General features: G+C 34.5%; 13 protein-coding genes. 11 read left to right on the top strand and 2 right to left on the bottom strand.

What is annotated here, in order from left to right:
* Positions 1-44 precede the first annotated feature (44 nt).
* The 8 genes from AC1Q5Z_RS08425 to AC1Q5Z_RS08390 all read left to right on the top strand — a co-directional run bounded on the left by AC1Q5Z_RS08425 (position 45) and on the right by AC1Q5Z_RS08390 (position 7,175).
* The gene (locus AC1Q5Z_RS08425; RefSeq protein ID WP_198855235.1) at positions 45-1,598 is read left to right on the top strand and encodes an SGNH/GDSL hydrolase family protein; all 1,554 of its coding nucleotides are present in this window, start codon (positions 45-47) and stop codon (positions 1,596-1,598) included.
* 238 nt (positions 1,599-1,836) lie between these two features.
* Positions 1,837-3,348: a F0F1 ATP synthase subunit beta gene (atpD, locus tag AC1Q5Z_RS08420; RefSeq protein WP_198855236.1), complete on the top strand. Its 1,512-nt coding sequence runs from the start codon at positions 1,837-1,839 to the stop codon at positions 3,346-3,348.
* A gap of 83 nt (positions 3,349-3,431) precedes the next feature.
* Complete coding sequence (locus AC1Q5Z_RS08415; protein ID WP_177211684.1) at positions 3,432-3,713, top strand: FoF1 ATP synthase subunit delta/epsilon; 282 nt, start codon at positions 3,432-3,434, stop codon at positions 3,711-3,713.
* Positions 3,714-3,775: 62 nt separating this feature from the next.
* Complete coding sequence (locus tag AC1Q5Z_RS08410) at positions 3,776-4,306, top strand: hypothetical protein (protein ID WP_492444332.1); 531 nt, start codon at positions 3,776-3,778, stop codon at positions 4,304-4,306.
* 153 nt (positions 4,307-4,459) lie between these two features.
* Entirely contained in the window at positions 4,460-4,729 is a 270-nt protein-coding gene (locus AC1Q5Z_RS08405) for a hypothetical protein (protein WP_198855238.1), read from the top strand.
* A gap of 188 nt (positions 4,730-4,917) precedes the next feature.
* The gene (locus AC1Q5Z_RS08400; RefSeq protein WP_492444330.1) at positions 4,918-5,556 is read left to right on the top strand and encodes an NAD(P)-dependent oxidoreductase; all 639 of its coding nucleotides are present in this window, start codon (positions 4,918-4,920) and stop codon (positions 5,554-5,556) included.
* A gap of 75 nt (positions 5,557-5,631) precedes the next feature.
* A complete protein-coding gene (locus tag AC1Q5Z_RS08395; protein WP_492444328.1) occupies positions 5,632-6,768 on the top strand; it encodes an aminotransferase class I/II-fold pyridoxal phosphate-dependent enzyme in 1,137 nt (378 codons plus the stop codon).
* 2 nt (positions 6,769-6,770) lie between these two features.
* A complete protein-coding gene (locus AC1Q5Z_RS08390; RefSeq protein ID WP_492444326.1) occupies positions 6,771-7,175 on the top strand; it encodes a putative signal transducing protein in 405 nt (134 codons plus the stop codon).
* 43 nt (positions 7,176-7,218) lie between these two features.
* On the opposite strand, the gene AC1Q5Z_RS08385 is transcribed toward AC1Q5Z_RS08390, so the two are convergent.
* A complete protein-coding gene (locus tag AC1Q5Z_RS08385; protein ID WP_492444324.1) occupies positions 7,219-11,373 on the bottom strand; it encodes a DUF8693 domain-containing protein in 4,155 nt (1,384 codons plus the stop codon).
* A gap of 395 nt (positions 11,374-11,768) precedes the next feature.
* Positions 11,769-12,251, bottom strand: a complete 483-nt coding sequence (locus tag AC1Q5Z_RS08380; RefSeq protein WP_198855243.1) for a regulatory protein RecX — start codon at positions 12,249-12,251, stop codon at positions 11,769-11,771.
* Positions 12,252-12,531: 280 nt separating this feature from the next.
* Here AC1Q5Z_RS08380 and AC1Q5Z_RS08375 point away from each other — a divergent pair, with 280 nt between their 5' ends.
* The 3 genes from AC1Q5Z_RS08375 to AC1Q5Z_RS08365 all read left to right on the top strand — a co-directional run.
* Positions 12,532-18,918, top strand: a complete 6,387-nt coding sequence (locus tag AC1Q5Z_RS08375) for a DUF8693 domain-containing protein (RefSeq protein WP_492444322.1) — start codon at positions 12,532-12,534, stop codon at positions 18,916-18,918.
* A 147-nt stretch (positions 18,919-19,065) separates the two neighbouring features.
* Positions 19,066-22,941, top strand: coding sequence for a DUF8693 domain-containing protein (locus AC1Q5Z_RS08370; RefSeq protein ID WP_492444320.1), 3,876 nt, complete (start codon positions 19,066-19,068; stop codon positions 22,939-22,941).
* 444 nt (positions 22,942-23,385) lie between these two features.
* On the top strand, positions 23,386-25,087 hold a 1,702-nt coding region (locus tag AC1Q5Z_RS08365), incomplete at its 3' end, for a glycine-rich domain-containing protein (RefSeq protein ID WP_492444318.1).

The following is a 25,087-nucleotide window of genomic DNA, read 5'->3' as shown; positions in this document are numbered from 1 at the left end:
CTAGATCAATGTCGAGAAACAGATAATTATAAAAAATATAGATTATGATAAAAAATTTCAAGTGGCTTGTATTGGTTTCGTTAACCTTTATGGCTTGTAATAGTGATGATGATGTGACTCCTGTAGTAGAGTCGTCTGATGGTAAGCCTTTAACTGCTGGAACTGCAGATTTTTCGAAGTATGTTGCTTTAGGAGATTCTTTTGCGGCAGGATTTAGTGATAATGCTTTGTTTATTAAAGGTCAAGAAGGAGCTTACCCAAATATTTTAGCACAGCAATTTGCTTTAGTAGGTGGAGGTGAATTTAAAACACCTTTTGCAAATGATAATGTAGGTGGATTGTTGTTAGGAGGAAATATAATTAGCGGACCGCGTTTGTATTTTAATACAGCAATAACACCAGAACATCCGAATTCAACAGTTGATCCTGTAAACGGAGTACCTACTACAGAGGTTACAGCGCATTTATCAGGGGCGTTTAATAATTTAGGAGTTCCTGGGGCAAAAAGCTTTCATTTGCTTGCTCCTGGTTATGGTAATGCTGCAGGTGTTGCTACAGGAACAGCAAATCCGTATTTTGCTCGTTTCGCATCTAGTGCAACAACAACTGTTTTGGCTGATGCTTTAAGTCAAAATCCTACTTTCTTTTCTTTATGGATTGGAGGTAATGATGAGTTAGGGTATGCAACAGCTGGTGGAGATCCTACGGTAAATCCTTTAACTCCTCCTGCGACTTTTGACGGTGCGTACAAAGCTTTGGTTGCTCAGCTTGTTGCTGGCGGAAGAAAAGGTGTTGTGGCAAATCTTCCTGTTATAACAACACTTCCTCATTTTCATGTAATTGCTTATAATCAACTTAGTCAAGCTAGTTTAACTGATAAAGGAGTTAGTTTGATTCCAGCTTTAAATGCACAATTGTATGGTCCTTTGCATAATGCATTAGCATTTTTAGGTCAGGGTGATAGAATTAAGCTTCTGTCTTCAACAGGAAATAATCCGTTATTGATTGTAGATGAAACATTGCCAGATTTGTCAGCAAATTTAAAAGCAGTGCTAATGGGTGGTGGATTAGATGTTAATACTGCTACAGCAATGGGAATGATTTTTGGAAGAGCAAGACAAGCATTGCCTACTGATTTAATTGTTTTAGGGGCTTCTACAAGAATAGGTAAGGCGCCAAGTGTGGCTTTAGACGGAATCGCTTCGCCTTCGCCATCTTTAGCGCAATTAGGGGTTACTTTTCCTTTGCCAGATAGATATGTTTTGTTACCTTCTGAAGTAGATGAAATAGGAGTAGCTACCGCAGCTTATAATGCAACTATAAAAGCAGCTGCTGAGGCAAATGGTTTGGCAATTGTTGATGCGGAATCGATTATGTCTGATTTAAATAAAGCAAGCGGAATTACAATGAACAATTTTACATTGAAAGCTACTTTTGTTACTGGAGGTATGTTTTCTTTAGACGGAGTTCATCCTACTCCAAGAGGGTATGCTTTTATTGCTAATAAATTTATTCAGGCCATTAATGCTAAGTATGGTTCTAACTTAAAAGGTGTAGATATTGGTAATTATCAGGTTCTATTTTCGAAACAGTTATAATTAAAGAATTAGTACAATATCAAAAAACCGCTCATTTTTACAGATGAAGCGGTTTTTTTTCTTTTATTAAAAAAATGCTGTTTTTGTTATTTTTTGAGCAAGTTTTATGAATCAAACAAAATCATGCTATTTTTTATGAAAAAAAAATTGATTTTATATTTTAAAAAATTATCTTTGCGCTCTGAAAAAAGAGGTATTTTCGATAAACCTAAATAGCTATTTAATAAATACATAAGTAATGTCAAAAGTAATAGGAAAAGTTGCTCAAATCATTGGACCAGTAGTTGACGTAGTTTTCAACGGTAAAGATGTTGAACTTCCAAAAATTTATGATTCACTAGAAGTCACTAAAAAAGATGGAACTATCTTAGTTCTAGAAGTACAATCTCACATTGGGGAAAACACTGTTCGTACAATCTCTATGGACTCTACAGACGGTTTGTCTAGAGGATATGAGGTAGTTGGAACTGGTAATCCAATCCAAATGCCAATCGGTCCAGACGTATATGGACGTTTATTTAATGTTGTTGGAGATGCCATTGACGGTTTAGGTAATTTACCTAAAACAGGAGAAAACGGTTTGCCTATTCACAGACAAGCTCCTAAATTTGAAGATTTATCAACTTCATCTGAAGTTTTATTCACAGGTATTAAAGTAATCGATTTGATTGAGCCTTACGCAAAAGGAGGTAAAATTGGATTGTTTGGTGGTGCTGGTGTTGGTAAAACAGTATTGATTCAGGAGTTGATCAACAATATCGCAAAAGGTCACGGTGGACTTTCAGTATTCGCTGGAGTAGGTGAAAGAACACGTGAAGGAAATGACTTGCTTCGTGAGATGTTAGAGTCAGGAATTATTAAATACGGTGATGATTTCATGCACTCTATGGAAAATGGAGGATGGGATTTATCTAAAGTAGATATGCCAGGAATGAGAGAGTCTAAAGCTACTTTCGTTTTCGGACAAATGAATGAGCCACCTGGAGCTCGTGCACGTGTGGCACTTTCAGGATTATCTATCGCTGAGTATTTCCGTGATGGAGCTGGATCTGATCAAGGTAAAGATGTATTATTCTTCGTTGATAATATCTTCCGTTTTACTCAAGCAGGTTCTGAGGTATCGGCACTTTTAGGTCGTATGCCATCTGCAGTAGGTTACCAGCCAACTTTGGCAACAGAGATGGGTGCTATGCAAGAGCGTATTACATCTACAAACAAAGGATCTATTACATCTGTACAAGCGGTTTACGTTCCTGCGGATGACTTAACTGACCCTGCGCCAGCTACAACTTTCGCGCACTTAGATGCAACAACTGTATTGTCTCGTAAAATTGCTGAGTTAGGTATCTATCCTGCGGTTGACCCGTTAGATTCTACTTCAAGAATTTTGACTCCACATATCTTAGGAGATGAGCACTACAACTGTGCACAAAGAGTAAAAGAAATTCTTCAAAAATACAAACAATTACAAGATATCATCGCTATCTTAGGTATGGAGGAGTTATCTGAAGAAGATAAACTTGCAGTATCTAGAGCACGTCGTGTACAACGTTTCTTGTCTCAGCCATTCCACGTAGCAGAGCAATTTACAGGTATTCCAGGTGTATTAGTTGATATTAAAGATACTATCAAAGGATTTAACATGATCATCGACGGTGAGTTAGATCACCTTCCAGAAGCAGCTTTCAACTTGAAAGGTTCTATTCAAGATGCAATCGAAGCTGGAGAGAAAATGTTAGCTGAAGCATAATAATATTGGTTGTTAGTTGTTAGTTGTCAGTTGTTAGAAAGCAACCATCAACCATCAACCATCAACTATTAACTAAAAAAAATATGATTTTAGAAATAGTATCACCAGAAGCGAAATTATTTTCAGGAGAGGTAACATCTGTTACTTTACCAGGAGTTAATGGAAGTTTTCAGATTTTAAATCATCACGCGCCAATTGTTTCTATTTTAGAAGAAGGGACAATTAAAATTGCAGCTCCAAGCTTCAGTTTTTCTAAAGAGGCTGCTGATAAATTTACGAGAGTGAATGACCAAACTTATACTTTAGAGATTAAGTCAGGAACAATCGAAATGAAAAACAATAAGATAATTGTATTAGTTGACTAAGACAATTTCAAAATAAGCAGAAAAGCCAGACAACATTGTCTGGCTTTTTTTATTTTTGGCACATGGGAGAAAAAAAAGAAAATGAAATTTCGATTTTTACTGGAAAACGAGCTTGGTACGAGCTATTATTAGCATCAATTTTTTTTGGAGCTTTCATATACATGATCGTTTTGTTTGTATATTTTGCTTTTATTGAAGTGTCGATTAAAATAGCGATCAGAGCTTTTGTTACATTTCTTTTATGCGGAACATATTGTTTAGTATATGGATTCAAATTTTCGGCAACCAAAAATATGCTGATAAACTCGGAGACTAATACAGTAATTTCAAGATACATTATTGGACCATTTTCTTATGATGTGAAATTGAAAGCTAGAGAGTTTGAATATATTTCTTTTTTTGAAGATAGATATGGTGAGTTTGGGACAAATCTTTGGTACGTTAAAAACAGACATTATAAAATGTACAGTTTTGAAGATAAAGAATCAGCATTTCAATTTTCTCTCGATCTTTCCAACAAACTTAATATTGATTTGCTTGACGCTACAGAGAAAGGAAATTTTAAATGGGTGGAGAAAGAGAATATACAATAGTTCGTATTTGCCTTTTGTATTGTTTTGTTTGAGTCTGGTGTTTTATATGTCAGAAAATTAACAAAAAAAACATAAAAAACCATTTTAAAAGTTGTAATATTTTACTGATTATTAGCTACGTTTGTAAGTATAATAACATTTAAAAAAAATATTATGAAAAAAGTTTTTTTAGGAATACTGCTAATTGCATTAAGTTTTGGGACAATGTCTCTAACTACTAGTTCTGAGAATGTTACTAAAGCTTCAATAGAAGCTACAAATGTCGTTGTTGGTCCAACATATACGGCCCCTTGGTTAGGAATCTGTTGCGAGTCGCCACTTACTGCTGCGGAACGTGATATTGTAAAACGCGGTTATCCTGCGACTACTCAATATACTATTAATAGTACGACGAGTAATACGGTGACGTACACAATCTTTTAAACTGTTAAAAAAATACATTTAAAGCTAGATTTAAAGTCTAGCTTTTTTTATTTCTGTACTTTTGAACTATCAAAATCTCTTTATAAAATATTTGATCAATTGTAAAAGCTCAGTAAGCTTTTATGTTATTGCTTCGTCTTATTTGACGGGGCATATATTACTTATGTCAAATTTTATAAAGAATATATATGAAAAATATATCAAAAGTTGCTGTTCTTGGCGGTGGCGGAAGAACAGGAAAATATCTTGTAAACCAATTATTAGAAAACGGTTTTAGTGTAAAACTTCTATTAAGAAATCCAGACAATTTTACCTTTCAAAATTCAAAAATTGAAATCATTAAAGGCGATGCTATTAATGAAGAATCTTTAAAATTATTGCTTAGAGATTGTCAGGCTGTAATTAGCACTATTGGTCAGAGACCGGGAGAACCGATGGTGGCGAGTGAGGCAACAAAGAATGTTCTAAATGCTATGAATGAATATGAAATTCAGAGATACATTCTTCTTGCAGGATTAAATATTGATACTCCATTTGATAAAAAAAGTCCAAAAACAACGATGGCAACCAACTGGATGAAAACTAATTTTCCTGAAATTCAGAAAGACCGTCAATTAACTTACGATCTTTTAACTAACAGTAAGGTTAATTGGACGCAGGTTCGTGTTCCGTTAATTGTTTTTTCTGGTGATAGTGATAAAATCTCTGTAAGTCTTGAAGATTGTTTAGGAGATAGAATTACAGCATTAGATATTTCGAAATTTCTAGTAAAAGAAATGGTTGAATCTAAATATAGTCATCAATCACCTTTTATTAGCGCAATTTAAATTTAGAAAAGCAGCGAATTTCACAGAAATTCGCTGCTTGTTTTATTCTAAAATGAATTGTCTAACTTTGTTTTTATGAAGCTGCCAGAAAATCTTAATCGTAAATTGGAAACTTGTATACAGAACAATCTGTTTAGAAAATTGCCTGTATTTAATAATCTGATTGATTTTTCGTCTAATGACTACATCGGATTTTCGAAGTCAGAAACTATTTTCAAGCACACTCATGCTTATTTATTAGAAAATGAGATTTTCCAAAACGGAGCGACAGGTTCAAGATTAATCTCAGGAAATCATTCTCTTTATCAAATTGCAGAAAGTTTTATAGCGGAATTTCATGAGGCAGAAGCGGCTTTAATTTTCAATTCGGGATACAATGCCAATTTGGGATTTTTTAGCGCTGTACCGCAAGAAAATGATGTTGTTTTGTGCGATGAATTATGTCATGCCTCAATAAAAGATGGAATCGCAATGTCTCGAGCTAAATCTCATTATTATATTCACAATGATGTTGAAGATTTAGAGCGACTTATTCTTAACCATTCAAATGCTACAATTTATATTGTAACCGAAACTGTTTTTTCTATGGATGGCGATAGTCCGAATTTAGAAGAACTGGTGTATCTTTCAGAAAAATACAATTGCTATTTGATTGTTGACGAAGCTCACGCTTTAGGCGTTTTTGGAGATAAAGGAGAAGGTCTGACTCAATATTTGCAATTGCACAATAAATTTTTTGCTCGAATTGTAACTTTTGGAAAAGGTTTAGGATGTCAAGGCGCTGCAATTTTAGGAAGTGATAGTCTTAAAGAATATTTAATCAATTTTGCGAGAAGCTTTGTTTATACAACTGGATTATCTCCTCATGCTGTAGCAACCATTTTTATAGCGTATCAACAGTTGGAAATCGAAAAAGAAACCCGTGAAAAACTTCGTCAAAATATTGTGCTTTTTAATCAGCAGAAAAATTTATTAGGATTAAAGCCAATGTTTGTACATAGTAAATCTCCAATACATTCTGCTATTGTTCCTGGTAATAAGAATGTAAAAGAATTGTCGGAGAATCTTCAAGATAAAGGATTCGATGTTCAATCTATTTTTTCTCCAATTGTTCCAGAAGGCCAAGAACGTATACGTTTTTGTCTTCATAGTTATAATTCGCAGGAAGAGATTAATAAAGTTTTAGAATTGGTTAGAGATTTTGTTTTTTAAGTATGAAAGAAGATTTTAAATTAGTTAGAAGTTATCAATATTCATCAGAAGCCCAAATATTCTGTGGTAAGCTAGAATCTGAAGGAATAGAAGTTTATTTAAGAGATAATCACATAGTAGATTCAAATCCGATTTGGAGTAATGCTGTTGGTGGGGTCAAGCTTTTTGTGAGGGAAGAAGATTTTAAAAAAGCAAATGAAATTCTTTCGACAGTTAGTCAATATTCATTAGATGAAAAGAATGATTTAATTCAATGCCCAAATTGCGGTGCCGAAAAAGTCGAAATGATTACTTCACTAAGAGATACGAAATCATTAGTTGCATTTATTTTTTCACTGCTTTTTGTTCTGATGCCTTTTTATTCAAAATACCGTTATCAGTGCGATTGCTGTAAAACTGAATTTTAAAAATAAAAACAAGAAACCCATCTTTTAAGATGGGTTTTTGCTATTAATTAAATATGATTTTCTTTTTTGTTTCATGACCATTTTCAAGAATTACTTTTACTAATAAAACTTGATTGCTTGAATGTAAGTTTGGAATCTGCAATTCTTTAGCTTCAATTTTGTTTTTGTTGTAAAGCATTTGACCGCCAATAGTATAAATCTGAACTTCTTTAATGTTTTCAGTTCCACTGGTTACATTTACAACTTTTGATTTTACAGCTACTAAAACTCCATCCGCTACATTTTCAAAATCATCTGTGCCAAGTGTTTTGTTAGTATAACGTAATACAAAACGATCTGGAAAAGTTCCGACAAGAGTTGTAAAAGTATAATTTGAAGCACGTAAATCTGTTACTATACCTGTTGTTTTATCTTCAAGATAAACTGCTTGTTGGTCGAAAAATCCGTCTGCGTGATCTATCGAGATTGTAAGCGAAGTTTCTACAGTTGCTTTATAGCCAAGAGGAATTATTTCTGTATTGTCAAAAGGTAAAGCTCTTGCCTGAATAGCCAATTTTTTTGCTTCGTTAATCGTATAAAAATCTACATACGAATTAGCTGCTAGTGTAACGGCATCATAATTATAATCGAAAGTGTTTGTTGCGCCTTCTGCATATCCTATTAATAGCTGTTTAAAAGCATCTTCATTATTACTCAGATTTAACCATAAGCGATTTACTTCAGTTTCGGTTTCTTTCGCAGTAGTTTTGAAAAACTGTGTATTTTGTGCTTTTACACGTAGATCATTGTTGAAAATAATTGAAGTTACTTTTGGTTTTACAAAGAAGCCTTGTCCTACCCCAATATATCCAGAAGGCATTTCTCCTCCAGTTGTCGCTCTTGTTCCTCCTAATGATGTAAATATTGCATAATCTGGACTGCTGTATGTAGCAGTGTTGCTACCATTTTCTTTTTTTGGCAACGATGCATGTGTCCAAAAATATAATGGTCCGACATCTCCATTTGCTTTAATAAATTTTCGTGCATCAATAGCAGATGGATAAGGATTTCCAGTAAAATAATATTTATCTGCGGTGGTTTGAATTACAATATCTCCGTTATTTGGTTTTCCAAAGAATTTTCCTGTAAAAGCAGAGGCCGATTCATTATTAAAAGACTGTGGGCCTCGAATACTGTATCCTTTTCCAACTTCCATTGGCAATGTTCCATACAGATTGGTTGCCCATTTGAAATCAGAAGACCAGTAAAGATATTTATCAAAATAGGTTTCAGGAGACAAAGTATTCATTTTAAAATCTGGGTTATTTACTGGTGGTGACCAATACGTCAGATCAAAACGTCGTACTTTGGTAATTCTTTGTATTTCAAATGCCTGCATGCTTCCAGAAAACATGTCTTTACTTGTTGAAGTTTGAAGTAATGATCCGCCGTCTAGAATTAGTAATTTACCTCCTGTTTCAACTTTTATGTTTTCATCAACAGTTAGGGTAACATCTTTTTTAACGGTTAGAGTAATATCTGGATTAATCGTGCAGGAGCAAACTTTAAGATCAGATTCTAAAGCAGTGTCTTTATTGATTACTAAGCTACTTCCATCAGGAATAGTTCCAGTCCCATTGTAAATAATATCTGTTTTTGTAAAATTAATTCCAAGGTTAGCATCGCCCCCATCTTCTCTTAAGCGTATCTCTACTCTAGACTCGCTGTTTAAAGGGTAAAGATCTCCACTGTTAATTAAATATGTAGCATTATCCCAACCATAGTTAGAAAATATTAATTTATCATCGATGTAAAGCTCAATGGCATCATCATGATTCATGTGTTTTAATTGGTATAATCCACAATCAAAACCTTTACGTTTGTAAACCACTGTAAAATTGTTGTCTGGTATTTGAGAACCTTGCCAGATGGTTGCAGCTGAAGGAGATTTATCTTTTGGCCAGTAATTTGTTGAATCGGGATTTAAATTTGGATCAACATAATAACCAGCATATCTTACATTGGCTAACGTTATATCGTTGTTCACATAACCATAAACGTTCCAAACTTTGTCTCCATATTCAGAAGGATTTCCTTTTGGAATGCCAAAGAAAAAAGAAACTCTTGAATCACCTCCGTCTTCATAATACTCAAGAACAAATTTATGTTGGCCTATAGCTAAATCTTGTGTAGCATAATCCATAGTGTAGCCATGACCATTCCATCGTGATATAAGAGGTGTAGCTACATCATCGATATATAGTCTTACCCCGTCATCGCTTCCAATATCAAAACTGTATACGCCAGCTTCAGTAATATCAGCAAGCATTTTATATCGTACAAAGAATCGATCAGAAGGAGCATCATCACAAGCAAAATTCGAAGTTTGACCAGTAACAGCACCACCTCCAATATTTCTATCAAAGTTTTTGTTTTCAGTTACAGTTCCTATATAAGTTGCAATACTAGTACTTGGTAAAGCCGGATAAGAAATATTTGGAGGCATGGTATTGGTTGTTAATTTATAAACATATCCATTCCAAATGTTTGATCCAAAAGCAGTTTGGTCACCTGTTGGTACGCAAGTCGCCAACTCATGAGCTCCGATGTAGGGTTTTATTCTTGTATTGTTGTCAATGTCTGTTGTGACAGTTGCAATTAAAGTTCCGATAAGAGTTTTGTTTATCGCACTATTCGCGTCTAAATATAAACTGTTGTTTAGAAATAGTGGATTTGCATTTTTAGAGTTAGTATCTTTATTTGTTGTTTGTTTCCAATCGTCAATAGTAGTTTTTTTGTTTGCTGAAGTGTAATAGCTTCCAAAAGTACCTACATACTGTGAACTATAGTAGTTGTTGTAATCTAATGTTGGGAATTTTGAACCGTCTGCAGATTCTAAATATATCGCAAAACGTTCGCTTCCTGATGTTTGAGCATTTACAAATATATTGTTTCTAATATCTAGTCCAGAACCATCTCTTACGTATAAAGCAGAAGAGCATCCAGAAGGTTGGTTTGTAATAAGTTTTACGCTATTGTGATATAATTTAATACTAGAACCAGAATCAATATAAATACCAAAGGCATTTTGACTACTTACACCGCCACCTCCAGCCGAACTTGCATCAAGTACAAAGTTGTTGTATAGTAATTGATTGTTTCCTGTTGCGTAGATTCCGCTTGCAGTTACTGCTTGGTCAGAAATTATAGAACTAATTTTATTGTTAAATATTGAAGCATTATTTCCTTCTAGTTTAATTGCTATTGCTCCAACACTAGATGAATTTGAAAAGTAATTAGAGATGATGTTTTTAGAAATAATTACGTTATCTCCTTTAATATAAACAGGATAACCTATGCCGTAACCTCTGCGGTTTTCTATATTTGAAATAGTATTATTTGAAACAGTTCCATCACTTGCCTCTTCTAGATATATACCAGAAAAATTAAGTGTGCCATCAAAATTAGAAGGGATTTTTATTTCGTTTAAGATATTTCCTGTTACAGTATAATTGCTCACATTTAAAAGAGAAATACCTAAAAATGCTTTTGAGCCGATCTTATTGTCTAAAATTTTCCATCCCTCATTGTTTTTGTTTTGACCTTTTACAACTATACCCTGTTTAACATTGACAAAAGTTACATTTTGAATGGTATTATTGCTATTATTTGCATTGCTGTCGAAGCTGTCTCCAGAGGCCAAAATACCAGTAGATGTTGTTCCTATTGCGTCGCCCAAAGTGTTTAATTCGATGGTTAAATTCTTAATGATATTGTTCTCAGACTTTTTATACAGCCAAATTGCAACTCGACTAGAATAGCTATTGCCGTCAAAGTTATTGTAAATTTTTAATTTGTTGTCCTCAAGAGTATTATTTCCATCAATAGTAATATAATCGGCGTTATTAAATGCAATCAATGCTCCACCACCAACTTTTCCAGAGATGATAATTTCTTTTCCATCATTGGGTCTTATGGTTACTGTGTTTTTATTTTTGTTCTTAAAGCTTGGAATTGTTAATTGAGAAGATAAATTTTGATTATCATCTAATAGAAACTGGACATCTTTATCTATTCCCTCATTTTTCAGTTTTTCAATTGCTTCAACAAGATTTTTGAAATCTGCATCAGTTCTGGTTGAACTAATGATGTAATTACGATTCAATTGAGCAAACGTTAAAAAAGGTAATAATAAGAATAAAAGTAAAGTTTTTTTCATGTTAAATGTTTTCTATCAATTTGTTATGCTGGCATAGAACTTTCGAAGCGCGGCAAAGATAGATACATCTACGAGCTAGAATTTGGTAGGGTTTTGAGAACCCATATATAATCGATGAATTGTTAAAATAGTCGATGAACTACATTAAAAATTTTAATGTTCGATAAATATTCTTATAAAAGAATAGAAAATATTATAAGAATAATCGTAAAAAATTGAATTTTTAGAGGTTGTTTTTTGCGCTTTTAGACTAAAAAACGTCAGATTTGCTATAAAATCTTAGAAATAGGAATATTTTACAACTGTGAGTTGTGTTGTTTTTTTGAGGATGAGAAGTTTTAAGAATTTAGAAAATTTATAAAAATTCTTCTTTTTGGAGGATTAAAAAAACAAGTTTAGTTTTCTTCTAATTCTTTTACTTTTTCGTAGACTAAATTGCTTTCGAAACCTCTTCGAAGCATATAGTCACAAAATTTTTTACGCTTTTTAAGAAGATTAGTTTCAGAAATAGTATTCCAAGATCTTTCTGCAAGATTTTCGAAAGTTTCAAAATATTCTTCGGGTGAAATTTCTTTTAAAGCCAATGTAATATTTGTTGAAGAAATGTTTCTCGCTTTTAATTCGTTTGTAATTCTGATTTTTCCCCAATTTTTAATTCTGTGTTTACCTCTAGCAAAACTGCAGGCAAAACGAGTTTCGTTTAAAAAATTGCCTTCAATAAGCTGAACTACAATAGTATCGATCTCATCACGAGTCATTTTCAGGCTGTATAATTTATCAACAACTTCATCGTGACAGCGCTCTTGATAAGCACAAAAATGCTCTAATTTTTGTAAAGCTTCTTTGATGGTAAAAGTGCTGTTCGTCGGTTTTTTCATGCGTTTTAACGTTTAAATGAAGTTATAGTCAATTAGTTATAAAATATTTCTAAAATTTGTTAATATTTTAGAAAAAGAAATAAATTATAACCTTGTGTATTAGGCTAATTTAAATATTTTTGTACGGAATTTTAACATTTTTAAATTTCGGCTAAATGCCAAGATTTTAACATTTTGGATTTCAATATAATACCAAAAGAACATTTATTCTTTTTGAAAGAAATGCCTTTTTTGCTTTAAGCAAACCAAAAACAAATTTAAAACAAATACCTACTGTTATATGATGAGAAAATTACTTTACTCGTTTTTATTCTTCATTTCCTCTAAGTCTTTCTGCAAAAGATTAAGTACTCCAAGTTTAGGATTACTTTGTGTTGGGATGTTTTTTGTGGTTTCTTTTGCTAATGCAGCAACTTATTATTCTCGAGTAACAACAGGTCCTTTCGCAACTAATGGGACTTGGTCAACTAATCGAAATGGGAATCCAACTAACACTACTAATCTCGCTAATGGAGATAATTTTGTAATTCAAAATGGACATACTATTACTGTTGGAGTAAATGAAAGACTTAATAATATAACTATTGAAGCTGGGGGTACATTAATTGTTGGAGGATATGATTTTAGAGTAGATGGTACAACGACTATTTCTGGAACTGTGATATTTAATAGTGCTAGTGGAACAAAAACTTTTTATGATTTAGTGACTATTAATTCAGATGGTATATGGAATAATACTGGTGATTCTATAATAAATTTTAGAGGAGGAATTACAAATAATGGAGCATTTAGTGCAGGGGCAGGTACCCATAATTTTACAACCAATGCTCAATCATTGAACGGAAATTTATCGATTCCAAATATCTCAATAAGCCAAAATTTAACAAATCTAGGGAGTCTCACAGTTTCGGGTACATTATCTGGTGGGTCAACTTTTATTAATTCTACAAATGCTACATTTAATTATGGAGGAACTACTATTAGCCCAACTCTTACAGCTACAGCTTCAGGAAATATAGTGAATTATAATGGATCTATTAATCAAACTATAAAATCGACCACATATAACAATCTTACTCTCTCTGGGACAAGTACTAAAACGTTTTCAGCAAATACGACAATAAATAGTACTTTATCTATTGCATCAAATGTTGTAGCTAATTTAGGTACAGGTTTAAACCATATGGCTAATAGGCTTACTTTAGGAGGAGCGGATACTGTTACAGGATCATGGGGTAGTACAACTTCAGCAGCAACGAATCAAAATAATACCTATTTCTCTGGGGTTACTGGAATTGTAAATGTAAGTGCTTCAAATTGTAATTTAGCGTCATTTACAATGACTGGTACAAGCGGAGGTTATTGTAGTACGGTAGCTGGAACTCCAATAGGACTGTCAGGTTCAGAAACAGGAGTTAATTATCAGTTATATCGAGGTACAACCGCGGTAGGTTCTGCTGTCGCAGGAACAGGAAATGCTTTAAATTTTGGTACGTTTAATACTACTGGAGATTATACTATAGTGGCATCAAAACCATCAACTTTTTGTTATAGAACTTTTGGTCCAATTTCTATTTATAATTATAGCACACCGCCTACGCCTACAGCGACAGTGGTAAAAACAACCTGTCCAACATCTGCTGATGGATCAATCACAATTACAAACGCATTATCACCGGCTTCATTAGCTTTTACAAGTGCAAATAATCAATATGTTGATACGGGAAGTCAATTGCTTTCTAATAGAGCTGCCTTTACGATAGAGGGATGGGTGAAATTTGATCGTGCTACTGCCATTGGAGCAAATAGAATGTCTCTTTTTGGACAAAATGATGCCGTAGAGATTGGTTTTATAGATGGAAATTTAATCTGTTACACAGCTGCAGCGGGTCAGGTTAATATGTCTTTAAGCACTTATTACCCAAATGATAATGGATGGCATCATATTGCAGTGACAGCTGATGGAACACTGGGTGGAATTAAAATTTATGTTGATGGTTCTCAAAAGGTTTCGGGAGGTAGTGCAGTTTCAAATTACGGGTCAAGTAGTTATACGACAAAATTTGGATGGGGAACACTTGATGCAACAGGGGGAGGATACACAGGAGAAGTTTTTAAGCTAGGATTTTGGAACAGAGCACTTTCTGCAACTGAGGTTACGAGTATGGCATCAGGCTTTGTTGTCTATAATGGAGCGCAAACAGGATTATTAGCAGGTTATAGCTTTACTGAAGGGACAGGTTCAACAACTGCATCAGTTGGAAGTGCGGGACTATCAGCATCAAGCCTTACGAATTCTCCTGTTTGGACAGACCCATATTCTTATTCTTGGACTTCTACTCCAGCAGGTTTTACAGCAACGACTAAAAACATAACGGCATTAACGGCTAGAACTTATAATTTAATAACTTCGTTGAAAACTTGTACTAATGCAGGAAGTTGGGCTGTAACGTCGACTAATCCAGCTGTAACGGCAAGTGTGAGCATTGCGGCTTCACCATCGGCAACGATTTGTTCTGGAACATCAGTTACATTTACAGCCACACCTGTAAATGGTGGAACAGTTCCAATTTATCAATGGAAAGTTAATGGGGCTATAGTTGGAACAAATAGTTCAACGTATTCAAGTTCAGCTTTGTTAAATAATGATGTTGTTACTTGTGTCATGACATCAAATGCAGCCTGTGTATCGGGAAGTCCTGCTACATCACCTGGAATAACAATGACGGTAAATCCATATGTAGCGGCTTCTGTTAGTATTGCAGCCGTTCCATCTGGAGCAATCTGTTCTGGAACATCAGTTGCATTTACGGCAACGCCTGTAAATGGTGGAGCAGCTCCAACTTATCAATGGAAAGTTAATGGAACTGTAGTTGGAACAAATAGTTCGACGTATTCAAGTTCAACTTTGTCAAATAATGATGTTGTTACATGTGTTATGACATCAAATGCAACATGTGTAACAGGAAGTCCTGCTACATCGGCAGGAATTACAATGACAGTAAACCCAAAACCAACAGTAGCCAATGCAGGTGCTGATCAATACGGCAATGGAGCATTTACGCTAGCTGCCAATGTCCCTACAGCTGGTACAGGTAAATGGAGTATAGCGAGTGGTCCAAGTACAGCTCTAACTCAGTTTAGTAATGTTAATGCTGCTAACGCTACATTTACTCCTCTTGGAGCAGGAGTATATACATTAAATTGGACAATAACTACTACTAGTTGTGGTTCGTCTACAGATGATGTAGTTCTTTCGAATTGTGTAGGTAATTTAATTCAAAACGGAGATTTTAGTAACGATACAAATAATTGGTCAAAAGCTACTACAAAAGGAACGAAGGTTGAAGTTTTAAAAGAAAATGTATATTTTCCAAACGGCAATAGTGAAAATTATACCGCAGAATTAGATGTAGAAGCATCATTAGGACAAACGGTATCAGTTATTCCTAACGTTCCTTATACTTTAAGTTTTATTTACGCTCGTAGACCGGGATCTTCTCCTACTGTTGCGGTTGATGTCAAAATAATTGACGGATCAAATACAATAACAAGAAGTTATACAACTAGTGATACAACTAATAGTTCTGTGTTTCAGACTATTCAATTTACACCATCAACTTCTTCTATATGGATTGAATTTTACAACTCACTTGAAACTACTACACTTGGTTCTATTGTAGACAACATTGTTTTACTTCCTACTTCTCAAGTGAACCCTGTAGCGACAACAACACCTAAAGGGAAATTTAAAACTGTAGATGCTTGTAATGGTGCAAGTGTTCAGTTAGATGTTGAAAATGTCCCTGCTTCAGGTGTATCATATTCTTGGACAACTACATCGACAGGGGTGACCTTTTCGCAAAATGATATAAAAAATCCTAAAATAACGGTTACAGGAACAGGAATTAAGAACGCGACAGTTGTTGTAACTACTACAGGAGGTTGTTCTTCTGTTTCTTCTACTACTTATGTTAATGTATTGGCTTTACCAGTAGCAGGCTTAGTCAGCAATGATGCAGATAACACTTTTTGCGAAGGAACATCGGTGACTTTTACTGCATCAGGTGGAACAAGCTATGTATTTAAAGTTGGCTCTACTACAGTTCAATCGGGAACTAGTGCCACTTATACAACCACCACTTTAACAAATGGACAGACTGTAACTGTAGATGTTACTAATGCATCAGGATGTACATCAACTAGTGCAGGAATTACTAATACTGTAATCCCAAACAATACCATAACACTAACTTCAGCTACAGGAACAGACTCACAAACTGTATGTGCTAATACAGCAATTACAAATATTACATACTCTACTAATGGAGCGACAGGAGTAAATTTTGGAATCCTTCCTGCTGGAATTTCAGGAATCTGGGCAGGAAATGTTGCAACAATAAGCGGAACTCCAACAGTAAATTCTACAAATTCTTATAATTATACGATTACTTTAACTGGCGGTTGCGGAACTATTACTGCAACAGGAACTATTAATGTAGATTCTTTGCCAGTAGGAGGAAGTATTGCAGGTGGTACGACAGTTTGTTCAGGTACAGGCGATACTGTATTAACATTAAGCGGTAATTCAGGGACAATTGCACATTGGGAATCTTCATTAGATAATTTTGCAACGGCAGGTACAGTTATAAATAATACAAGTACAACACTTACAGCTTCTAATTTAACAGCAACTACATCTTACCGAGCTGTTATAACAAACGGTGTTTGTGCTTCTGTTAATAGTGCTACTGCAACAATAACAGTAAAAGCACTACCAACAACCCCAACAATTACAAAAAACAACAACGTATCTTGTGGCGGTTTCGGTATTATAACATTAACTGATTTACCTGCAGATTGGACAATTAATCAAACAGGATTAACTACTGGATCAAGAAGTTTTTCTGGCACAGATTCTTCTGTACCTATCCAAAACCTTACAATAGATACATATAGTTTTACCGTTAAAGATAATGCTACAGGCTGTACCTCAAACGCTGCAACAGTTGCCATAACAGACGAAAGTTCTATAACAGAATGGACAGATTCAGGATGGAGTAATGGTGAACCCGATGGAAGCAAAAGTGTTGTAATTAAATCTGTAGCAGTAGATCAACCTTTTAAAAGCAATAAACCAAATGTAGTGGCATGTTCTTTAACTATTGATGTTCCAGATAACGGACCAGATGTAGAAATCCCGTCTAATGTTACTTTAAGAATTACAAACATTGTAAAAAGTAATGGAAAATTAGTGTTTAAAAGTGGTTCTAGTTTAGTACAAAAGGATAACGTCCAAAATGATGGTGATATCGTTTATATTAGAGCAACCGATGTACGCCGTTTTGATTTAACTTATTGGTCAAGCCCAATTAAGTCAACAAAACCAGAAGGTTTTAGAATGCAAGACTTGTCACCGACAACATATTACGATAAATATTTATACTGGTCTTCTGATTATAAATGGGCAACCAATCTGAATGGAACACTGCCAATGGAAGTAGGAAAAGGATACAGCATTCGAGGACCTCAAGAATTTGATAATGTTGGTGGAGGTACCTTTGAAGGAAAATTTATTGGAGTTCCAAATAATGGTAATATAGACGTAACAGGTGTAGGTATAGATAAATACTTTTTCTTAGGAAATCCTTATCCATCACCGATAGATGTAGAGAAATTGTGGGATGCTAATCCTGATGTTCTGGGGCCGCTTTATTTCTGGATACATGCCTTACTTCCGCAGAAAGCTCCTGGAGACAATACTGCTCGTTACAGTAGTAATGATTATATAATTTGTACGGCATCAGGAAGTACAGATATTAATGGCGGAACAGCACCTAAATCATTTGGTGGATTTATTGCTGCAGGTCAGGGATTTTTTGCGAAACCAAAAACGACAGTAATACATTTTAATAATGATATGCGCGAAGGTGCAACAGAAAACACTAATTTCTTTAAAACAGCTAAAAGCTCTAGTATTGAAAGAAATCGTATTTGGCTGAACATTAGAAATACTGAAGGTGCCTTCAAACAAATATTAGTAGGTTATATTCAAGGTGCTACTAATTCCGTAGATTTTAATTATGATGCTGCAACGCTTGGAGCTAATTCATTTATCGACTTTTATAGTATAAACGAAACAAAGAAATTAACCATTCAAGGGCGTGCTTTACCGTTTGACGATACAGATGTTGTTCCGTTGGGTTATAAAAGTACTATAGATAGTGATTTTACTATAGCAATAGATCATGCTGATGGATTCTTTGATAAACAAGAGGTTTATTTAGAAGATAAAACTACAGGGAAAATAATCAATTTGCGAAATGAGAATTATACGTTCTCTACATTAGCCGGAACTTTTGCAGATCGTTTTGTTCTTCGTTATACCAATAAAACATTAGGTACTGGTGATTTTGAAAATATTGAAGATAGCGTCTTAATTTCAGTGAAAAATAAAGTGGTAAGTATTACTTCTTCTAAAGAAACAATTAAAGACGTAAATATTTTCAATGTTGGAGCTCAGTTAATGTATAGTAAAAACAAAGTAAATTCGTCAGAATTACAAATTAATAATTTGCATTCTAGCGATCAGGTTTTATTAGTTAAAGTAACTTTAGAAAACGGTTCTACAGTTTCTAAAAAAGTTGTTTTTTCTAATTTACCATAAAAAAATAATACTTCATCAAAGCCCATTTCTTCTCTGAGGAATGGGCTTTTTTTTATAAAATATCCCTAAATCTAGGTATTGTATTTTTAATAACCGCTTTATAATTTTAGCTTAATTCTTACAAATATTAACTTCAATTATATAGTTTTGATTAAAAATATATTTTATTTACTAATCATAATTTCAATATCAGTTCGTACGGTTTCTGCTCAGCAAGGAAAAACTGACAACTCTTTTAACATTCTTGATGATGGACAAAATGGTGATGGGTTTGATAGTACTGTTCGAACTCTTCTCATGCAAAAGGATGGAACTTTACTCGTTGGTGGCGATTTTTTGCGATTGAATGGAACAGCTGTTTCTTACCTCACCCGCTTAAATACAGATGGATCCATAGAAGAAAGTTTCAATACGGGAACGGGTTTTAATGGTAAAATCTATTCTTCTTGTTTACAATCAGATGGAAAAATTATAATTGGAGGAAGCTTTACAAGCTATAACGGAATTAGTGCAGGAAGAATAATCCGTCTGAATCAAGATGGTTCTTATGATCCTACTTTTAATACAACAATTGGAGCGACTTCAGGAATTGTCTATGATATTGCCTTACAGTCTGACGGGAAAATAATTATAGTTGGCAGTTTTACCAACTATAATAGTAGTAAGATAAACAGGATTGCACGCTTGCTGCCAAATGGATCGCTAGATACTACATTTCTTATTGGTTCGGGATCTTTATTAAATGTTACACAAGTAAAAATTTTAGCAGACGAGAAAATACTTCTAACCGGTAATTTTACCATATTTAATACTATTTCAGCTAATCGTATTATTAAACTCAATGCTAATGGGACTTTAGATTCTAGTTTTAATTGTGGATCAGGATTTGACAATGATGTTAATGCCATTGCTTTGCAACCTGATGGTAAAATAGTTTTAGGAGGAAATTTTACTTCTTTTAATAATATTACCGCTAATAGGATCATCCGTTTGAATGAAGACGGAAATAGAGATGAAAGTTTCGTAAGTGGTTCTGGTTTTAGTAAAGAAGCAGTTGAAACAATCAAGATTAATAAGAATGGAGAAATAATGGTTGGAGGTTCCTTTACGGGATTTTACAATACCAACGAAGTGGTGAGACTAATTTTATTAGAACCCGATGGAAGCATAAAACCTAATTTTGATATCGGTTCTGGGCCTGCAACAGCTTCAGTATTCGCTTTAGAATTTGATGAAGAGGGGGCTTGGTTTGTTGGTGGTTCTTTCAGTGTTTTTAATGGTCTAAATCAAGGAAGATTAGTAAAAATCAGTAACGAAGGAGAACATGATATTTCATACTTGGCTTCAGGTATTGGTTTTGATAATTCTGTTTTTAGCATTTTGCCTCTTCCAAATAGAAAAACTATAATTGGCGGAAATTTCAAAAAGTTCAATGGAAATGTTGCTTCAAAAATTACTTGTTTATTAGAAAATGGCACAACCGATCCTACTTTTAACGCCACGAATTCAGGAAGTAATAATGCAGTAAAAGCTACCACATTGCAATTGGATGGAAAGATAATTTTGGGTGGTAATTTTACAAAATACAATGACTTTACGAATAATCGTATTGTTAGAATATTTCCAAATGGAGATATCGATAACTCATTTAATAGTGGAGATGGATTTAATGGACAGGTCAATGTATTGGCCATTCAATCCGATCAAAAAATAATTGCTGCAGGAACATTTACAAAATATAATGGATCTGCCGTCAATGCTAGTAGAATTGTCCGAATTCTTCCAAACGGAGCAAGAGATCCTGATTTTAATATTGGTTTTGGCGCAGACTCTTTCATAGAAAGTTTGGTTTTGCAAAAAGATGGAAAAATACTCGTAGGAGGTCGTTTTAAAACTTTCAATAATATACCCTTTGCAGGTTTAGTAAGATTAAATGAAGACGGAAGTATTGACGAGAGTTTTAATATAGGAGTTGGTTTTGATAAATATGTTTTTGCAATTGCACTTCAATCCAATCAGAAGATTATTGTAGGTGGTTCTTTTTTGACTTTTAATGAGGTTTCACAAAAGCGTATTGTTCGGTTAAACAAAGACGGAAGTTTTGATGATACCTTCGATTCAGGTAATGGCTTCAGTAAAGGAGATGTTCGTGCTATTTTAGTGCAGCCCGATGATAGAATTTGGGTAGGAGGAACTTTTTCTGGAACATATAATGCCATTTCTTCTTCTAGATTGATTCGGTTATCATCTTCAGGAATCTTTGATAATTCTTTCGTAGTACCACTAAATAACACCTTGTATGCGATGAATTTTAATGAAGATTATAAATTGATAATTGGAGGAAATTTTAACTCCGTTTCGGGCAAGTCAAAACATAGAATAGCCCGTTTAAAATTTTGTATTAATACAACAACTTGGAATGGAACTTCATGGTCAAACGGTTTTCCTTCCGCAGGAAAAGAGGTATACTTTAAAGAAAATTTTCAAAATTTGACTACTACTAATATTTGCGGATGTAATATAGACAGTGGAAAAACGGTTACTTTGCTTGAAAATAATACATTAGGAATTGAGTTTGCCTATATTGGCCAAGGAATACTGGTTTTAGAAAATGCCGCCAGTCTATATCAAGATGACGATGATATAGTAAACACTGGAATTGTTCATGCAAAAAGAAAAACAAAACCTGTAATCCGATTCGATCTTACCTATTGGTCTTCGCCAGTGGCAGATATGAAATTATGTGATTTTTCGCCAGAAACATACTTTGATAAATATTTATGGTTTGATCCGATCTTGGGATGGAAAACAAATCTTTACGGAACATTCACTATGGATTCAGGGCATGGATACAGTGTGAGAGCACCTCAAAGTTTTTCTAATAGTGAGCGAGGAATATTTGAAGGTGTTTTTAAAGGAATTCCAAATAATGGTAAAATAAAAGTTGAATTTATTGCACCAGAGCGGTATTATTTCGTTGGTAATCCATACCCTTGTGCAATAAATGCAGATGATTTCTTAAGGGGTAATGCTCCAAAGACAAAAGGAACCTTATATTTCTGGACACACAATACGCCACCCAGAATAACGATACCCGGAACTAATACCGCTCGTTATAGCAATGATGATTATGCAGTTTATAATTTGCTAGGCGGAGTTGGCACAAGTTCAGCTTTAAATTCTGGAATAAGTAATGATGCACCAGATGGTCTTATCGCTTCTGGACAAGGTTTTTTCGTGAAAAGCAATCAGATTGGTTATTTGGAGTTTAATAATAGCATGAGAGTCAGAGATAGAAATACTTCTTTTTTTCGACCAGCTTCAAATTCAGAAGTGAAATCGATTAATGAAAAGTATCGATTTTGGCTAAACATTAGAAATAATGGAAATGAATTTAAACAGATCTTATTAGGCTACGCGACAGAAGCTTCAAATTCTTTAGATTTAATGTATGATGCAGAATATTTGAGTTCAGGAACGGCAGTAGATTTTTATAGTGTAATAAATGATAAAAAGCTAGTGATTCAGGGGCGTGAATTGCCTTTTTCGGAGAATGATTCAATTTCTTTAGGATATAAAACTACCATTAATGATAGTTTTAAAGTAGAAATCGATCATCAAGATGATTTTTTTAATGACAAACCTATTTTTTTAGTAGATAAAAATTTAAATCTAGTTCATAATCTTTCTGAAGGGCCTTATCAATTTACGTCTGAGGTCGGAACTTTCCATAATCGTTTTTCGATAATTTACAATGATAAAACTTTAGGGAATACAACTTTTAAGGATAATTCTAATAACGTTTTAATATCTACTAAAAATCACATTATAAATATCGAATCTACCAAAGAAAATATAAGCGAGATTATAATATTTGATGTTTTGGGAAATCAAATCTATAAAGAAGATAAACTTGAAACTAAAAAAATCGCTGTTCAAAACTTGATCTCTTCTCATCAGGTTTTATTTGTAAAAGTCATTTTTGAAAATGGCAAATCCAATTCAAAAAAGGTAATTTTTTAATAATTGAAAAATTATTGGAACAAATCCTTTTCGCTGTAACAATTCGCTGATAATCAATGATATAATCTTTGTGTTTTTATTTTTTAACAGTTTTTTCTTATTTTTTATAGTTTTTAGATTTTAGCTGTTAAAATTATGTGTTTAATACTACATTATGAATTTCAATGTAAATAAAATCGTACCTTGTAGTTGCTTTTAATCGATTAAAAGCGTTTTTAATCGATTAAAAGTATTTCTATAAGCCTTTGTATTATAATTTTTTTCTTCGAAAAGGACAGTTATAAAAACTGTCGTTTTATCTGCCTTAAGTTGATTGTAAAAATTGGAGGGTTTCTTTAATTCCATATTCTTGTTAAGCTGACTCCCAAACTTTAATCTTCCTGATTTTGCAATTTATCTTGTTTTGAGTTTGAATTTATTTTTCAATTACTAAAATGCCACAAGATGAAAAAAGATTTACTTACGATGCTGAGTTTCTTCAGCCATTTATCTTTAATAGCAGATATTGAAAAACTATTAAAATCAAGTAGAAGATTAAGAATTCTGCTAGTTTTAGTTTTATCAATTTTTTATACAACGTCAAAAGCACAATTATCACACCCATTCACAACTAGCGGATCTCTTCTTCTTCCTGCCGGTATGGATGTAGTTACTGTTGAAGCTTGGGGAGCCGGTGGCGCTGGAGGTGGAGCCAAAGTGACGCCTCTTGAAGGGAGAAGCGGCGGCGGCGGCGGCGGTGGAGCTTATGCTAAAGGAACAATTAATACAATAGGCGTTTCAAGCTTGAATTATGTAGTTGGAACAGCTGTTGCCGGAGGAGCTGGTGATGGAGCATCAGGAGGAGCAACATACATAACGGGATTTACAAGTGTTTTCAATGCGCCTGGAGGTCTAGGAGGAAAAGGTAATATTGCAACAACTTCTACTCCAACAGGAGGAACAGGAGGTACTGGTGCTATTGGAAATCTTGGAACTGCAATAGGTGCAAATGGTACAAATGGTAGAGTTGCGGCATTAAGTTTACTTCTTACGTCTGGTGCTGGTGGAAATGCAGGTAATTACGGTACAGTAGCTGGAGCTGGAGCTGGTGGAGCTGCGCAATCTACTTTATTATTAACAGATCTTGCTGGAACTAATGGAGGGACTAACGGCGGCGGCGGCGGCGGAGCTCTAAGTGCTAATGTTGCACAAAATGGGGGAAGTGGAGCAAGAGGTAATATTAACATTACTTATACTTGTAAAACGTATAGTCTAACTGGGACATCTGCACCAAATGTTTGTACAGGGACTACTTCACAAGTACAATTAACAGGTACAGCAACAAGTCTTCCGGCTGGAACATACACCGTTACTTATAATACAAGTCTGCCAAACGCAACAGGAAAAACAGAACCAATGGTAGTTAGTACCGCAGGATCTGGAAGTTTTACTGCAAGAGGATTAACTACTTTAGGGAATTGTACTATTACAGTTACGTCTTTGACTTCTGTAGATTGTACTTCATCTATTAGCGCAAATGGTGTTGCAAATATTATTGTTAGCGCTCAGCCAACAATAACTTTAGGAACAACTACTGCCGTATGTGCGAGCGCAAGTCTACAAAATGTAGCATTACCTTATACTGGAGTTACAAATACACCAACAAACTATAGTATAACATGGAATGCGAGTCCTGCAAATAGTTTTTTGCCTGTTACAAATGCCGTATTGCCAGCAACTCCAATAAATATTGCTGTTCCTGCTGGAACTGCTGCGGGCACCTATACAGGATCACTAACGGTTAGTAATGCGGCTGGATGTGTATCTGCTGCTGCAACGAATTTTACTATAACAGTAAATCCACTTCCGACAATCACGCTCGGATCGGCAGGAGCGGTGTGCTTTAGCGCTGGTGTGCAGAGCGCCAGTCTGAGCTACAGCGCTGTGACAAACGCGCCGACCAGCTACAGCATTGTCTGGAATGCCAGCCCGACAAATAATTTTCTTCCCGTTACCGATGCATCTCTAACGGCCGGTTCAATTAATATTGCCGTTCCTGCGGGAACAGCCGTTGGAACTTATACGGGAACTTTAACGGTTAAAAATGCAAACGGCTGCGTTTCCTCAGGAAACAGTTTTACGGTTACGGTTAATCCTCTTCCTGTCT

The sequence above is a fragment of the Flavobacterium sp. GW823-FHT06G12 genome (assembly GCF_058794775.1).
The sequence above is the reverse complement of the archived record's forward strand: the minus strand, read 5'-3'. Positions and strand labels throughout refer to the sequence as shown.